Below are 2,817 nucleotides of genomic sequence, written 5' to 3' on the forward strand. Positions count from 1 at the left end.
GGGCAACGCCTGGTGGCCTACCTGACGGCGCAGGCCGAAGCGCCAGCCGAATTGCTGGAACCGGCGACCTTGCGCCAGGCGCTGGCGCGCCGGCTGGCCGATTACATGATCCCGAGTGCCTTCATGCTGCTGGAGGCTCTGCCGCTGTCGGCCAACGGCAAGCTCGATCGCAAGGCCTTGCCGGCCCCGGACGAGGCGGCATTGGCGGCGCGGCCTTATGAAGCGCCGCAGGGCGAGGCGGAGCAGGTGCTGGCGCAGGTCTGGCAAGAGCTGCTGGGCGTGGAACGGGTCGGACGCCACGACCACTTCTTCGAGCTGGGCGGGCATTCGCTGCTGGTGGTGCACCTGGTTGAGAGGCTGCGGCGCCAGGGATGGAACACGGTGATTCGAACCGTGTTTACCTCCCCCGTCCTGATGGAGTCGGCGCTGGCTTTGCAGCGCTGCACCGGGACAGAAGACGATTCGATTCCCGCGAACCTGATCCCTGAAGTATTCGCTGATGCCAACCCGGTAGAGGAATTTAGGCTATGAGTCTGGACGTTGTACTGCGCCTGATCGCGGAACAGGGTATTGCCCTGCACTTGGACAACGAAGATCTGGTGCTGCGCGCCGGCCAAGGCAAGCTGGATGGGCAAGCCATCGCCCTGTTGAAGCAGCACAAATCCGAACTGGTCGCCTTGCTCAAGGAAGGCGCGCTGCCGCAGGCTGCTGCTGCGACAGCGCCCAGGATCGTGCCGGAGATGCTGCCCCTGGTAGAGCTATCGCAAGCGGAGATCGACCGCATCGTGGCCGGAGTACCGGGCGGCGCGGCCAATGTGCAGGACATTTATCCGCTCGCCCCGCTGCAGGAAGGCATCCTGTTCCACTACTTGCTCGGTGGGCAAGGCGATCCTTACCTGGTGCGCAAAGTCATCTCCTTCTCCAGCCGCGAACTGCTGGACAGTTTCCTGGCTGCGCTGCAGACGGTCATTGACCGCCACGATGTGTTGCGTAGCGCCGTGGTAAGCACTGGCGTGCATAAGCCGGTGCAGGTCGTGCACCGGCGCGCCACGCTTCCGGTCACGGAGGCAAAGCTGGCCGGCGGCATCGCTGACCTGCTGGCGCATACCGATCCGCTCACGCGGCGCATGGACCTGAGCTGCGCGCCGCTGCTGGAAGCGCATATCGCCGAGGATGCGGACGCGGGCAACTGGGTGCTGGTACTGCTCAACCACCATATCATGTTCGATCACGTGACCCTGGACATCGTGGTCGGTGAGATTCGCGCCATCCTGCAGGGGCAACAGGCGCATTTGCCGAAACCCCTGCCATACCGGAACTTCATCGCCAGGGTGCTGGCGATGCCGCGCGAGGAACACGAAGCCTACTTCAAGCGCACGCTGGGCGACATTGAACAGGCCACGACGCCATTCGGCATGCGCGACTTGCTTGACGATCGGGCGCAGATGGATGAGGCGGTGCTGCCCGTACCGGCGGCTACCGCAACACGCCTGCGCGACAGTGCGCGCAAGCTGGGCGTCAGTCGTGCCAGCGCGTTCCACGTGGCCTGGGCCATGGTATTGGCTGCGTGTGGTGATAGCGCGGATGTGGTGTTCGGCACGGTGTTGTCGGGCCGTACACATGGAACTGCCTCCGCCGATCGCATGCTGGGGCTGTTCGTCAATACCTTGCCGGTGCGTGTAGCGCTTGGCGCGGGCCGTGCACGTCAAGTCGTGCTGGCAGCGAATGCATCCCTGACGGAACTGCTCATGCACGAGCAGGCTTCGCTGGCCATGGCACAGCGTTGCAGCGGTGTACCGGCCTCGCAGCCGTTGTTTACTGCATTGCTGAATTACCGACACAGCGCCAAGGGGGCTGCGGATGCCAGCGATGCACCAAGTGCCTTGGGCGGAGTGCAAATCCTGGCAGTGCAGGAACGCTCCAACTATCCGTTCGGTATGGCGGTGGACGATTTTGGCGACGGCTTCTCCGTGCGCGCACAATGCGACGGCGTAGCAGCCGCGCGGATTGCCGGTATGATGGTGCGTGCCGTCGAACAGCTGGCTGAAGCGCTTGACAGCGATGAAGATGGCCAGCTGGACGATTGTGAGCTGCTGCCGCCAGCGGAACGCCAGCAGCTGCTGCACGACTTCAATGCCACGGCTCGTGCCTACCCGGGCGAAAGCCTGGTGCATGCCGAGTTTGCGCGGCTGGCAACGGCGCAGCCGCAGGCGCCAGCCCTGATCGGCGAGCAGGGTTCGGTCTCCTATGGCGAATTGAATGCGCGCGCCAACCGCCTGGCGCACTACTTGCGCGCGCTGGGCATCGGGCCCGATGCGCGCGTCGGGCTGTGCCTTGAGCGCGGCGCCGACATGATYGTGGCCATGCTGGCCGTGCTGAAAGCCGGCGGCGCCTACGTGCCGCTGGACGCTGGCTACCCGGCCGAGCGGCTGGCCTTCATGCTGGCCGACATCCAGCGCGGCATGCGCACGAAGGCGCTGTGGTAGTTGGCCGACAGCTGGCAGCGGCGCAGCCGCAGGCGCCAGCCCTGATCGGCGAGCAGGGTTCGGTCTCCTATGGCGAATTGAATGCGCGCGCCAACCGCCTGGCGCACTACTTGCGCGCGCTGGGCATCGGGCCCGATGCGCGCGTCGGGCTGTGCCTTGAGCGCGGCGCCGACATGATCGTGGCCATGCTGGCCGTGCTGAAAGCCGGCGGCGCTTACGTGCCGCTGGACGCTGGCTATCCGGCCGAGCGGCTGGCCTTCATGCTGGCCGACAGCGCGCCGGCGGTGCTGCTGACGACGGCGGCGCTGGAAGACGTGCTGCCGGTGCAAAG

General features: G+C 65.7%; 3 protein-coding genes. All 3 read left to right on the top strand.

All coding sequences use genetic code 11. From position 1 onward, the window contains the following. The coding region (locus ASD58_RS22915) for a phosphopantetheine-binding protein (RefSeq protein WP_200951665.1) at positions 1-531 on the top strand (531 nt) is incomplete at its 5' end. After that, a complete protein-coding gene (locus ASD58_RS22920; RefSeq protein ID WP_057263543.1) occupies positions 528-2,486 on the top strand; it encodes a condensation domain-containing protein in 1,959 nt (652 codons plus the stop codon). The genes ASD58_RS22915 and ASD58_RS22920, both read left to right, overlap by 4 nt. Further along, positions 2,480-2,817, top strand: a 338-nt coding sequence (locus ASD58_RS22925; protein ID WP_156401441.1) for an AMP-binding protein, incomplete at its 3' end; no start/stop codon positions are given. The genes ASD58_RS22920 and ASD58_RS22925, both read left to right, overlap by 7 nt.

It is taken from the genome of Duganella sp. Root1480D1, from assembly GCF_001427305.1.
Classification (GTDB): Bacteria; Pseudomonadota; Gammaproteobacteria; order Burkholderiales; family Burkholderiaceae_D; genus Rugamonas.